This window comes from Vibrio sp. Vb0937, from assembly GCF_033338855.1.
Genome location: NZ_JAWOTK010000214.1, coordinates 1 through 1,352 on the forward strand (window position 1 = coordinate 1; position 1,352 = coordinate 1,352).

At 43.6% G+C, this 1,352-nt stretch carries 2 protein-coding genes; one reads left to right on the forward strand and one right to left on the reverse strand.

The window, feature by feature from the left end; genetic code table 11:
- The first annotated feature begins 189 nt into the window (after positions 1 to 189).
- Positions 190 to 765, forward strand: coding sequence for a porin family protein (locus R7P67_RS24530; RefSeq protein WP_005454197.1), 576 nt, complete (start codon positions 190 to 192; stop codon positions 763 to 765).
- Between the two features lie 68 nt (positions 766 to 833).
- Here R7P67_RS24530 and R7P67_RS24535 read toward each other — a convergent pair.
- Positions 834 to 1,352, reverse strand: a 519-nt coding sequence (locus tag R7P67_RS24535; RefSeq protein WP_318086279.1) for an efflux RND transporter permease subunit, incomplete at its 5' end; no start/stop codon positions are given.

Sequence of the window (1,352 nt, forward strand, 5' to 3'; positions counted from 1 at the left end):
CCATACATTTCGATACTTAACCTTTATTTTTTGACTCGTTATGCTGCACGCATGAGAGGTGCGACTTATTTGCTTAACTAACGCTTCGGTGACTTGTGTTTTTTCAAGTAGCCGATGAAAAATCCCAAAAGCAGATAAAGCCTCTTATATTTCACTTCGTTTTAATCAAAATAATAAAGTTAATTACACATGAAAAAAGCTGTCCTTTTGTTAGCTGCTGTTTCAGCATTCGCGCAAGCAAATCAAACTGATGTCGAGAAAAAAGACGTATCAGGCTTTTACCTTGGTGGTGGTATCGGGGTTACAACTGTCTATGACGACAGTGTTTGGCCGTATGCGGTTAATCTGGATTCTAACGACTCCACATACAAACTGTTTGGCGGTTACCAGTTCAACCGTATCGTCGCAATCGAAGCGCAATACACACGCTACGGTGATATTTTTGACAAGTTTGAAGATGCACCACGCACAATGGTAAAACCTGAAAACATCGCTCTAATGGCGAACCTAGGTTACACGTTTGACAGTGGCTGGCGTCCGTTTGCGACGGTCGGCCTTGGTCGTACCGAACTTGATTTTGGCTCTTCGTCAAAAGCAGAAACGTCATTCCGTGCAGGTGTTGGTGGCGAATACTCACCTAAAGCGATCGAGAATCTGAATTTCCGCATCGCGTATGAAGTAGACACATTTGTAATTGACGAAACTTACGATGACTTAACCATCATGCTCGGATCACTTTACGCTGGCGTCTCTTACAAGTTCTAAAACGAAAAAAGCCCTGAGGAAATCCCTCAGGGCTAGGCAGGAAGCTGACTTAGATAAGTCAGGAGTCCTTATGCAGTGGTCGGTTTAATCCTAAATAGAATCGCAAACATTACTGGTACAACAATCAATGTTAGTACCGTTGCAAAACCAAGACCTGCCATAATCGTAATCGCCATTGAGCCAAAGAAAGCGTCAAACACGAGTGGTATCATCCCTAGAATCGTTGTCAGCGCCGCCATGCTTACTGGACGCACACGGCTGATCGCGCTATCTACAATCGCAAGATACGGATCTTTGCCAGACTCTAATTCCAAGTTAATTTGATCAAGTAACACAATGCCGTTTTTCAAAATCATCCCGCTCAAGCTCAGCAATCCAAGGAATGCAGTGAAGCTGAATGGCATGTTAGTTGTCAGTAGACCGAACGCCACACCAATAATGGAAAGCGGAACCGTAAACCAAATCACCAACGGTTTTTTGATTGAGTTAAACAGTAAAATGGTAATGATGAACATCAGCAAGTAGCCCATCGGCAGAGAACCAAATAGCCCTTCTTGCGCATCTTTCGATGATTCGTATTCCCCACC

Bases quoted from the DNA above. Each gene is read 5' to 3' on its own strand.
- R7P67_RS24530 (WP_005454197.1), top strand. From the start codon at position 190: ATGAAAAAAGCTGTCCTTTTGTTAGCTGCTGTTTCAGCATTCGCGCAA.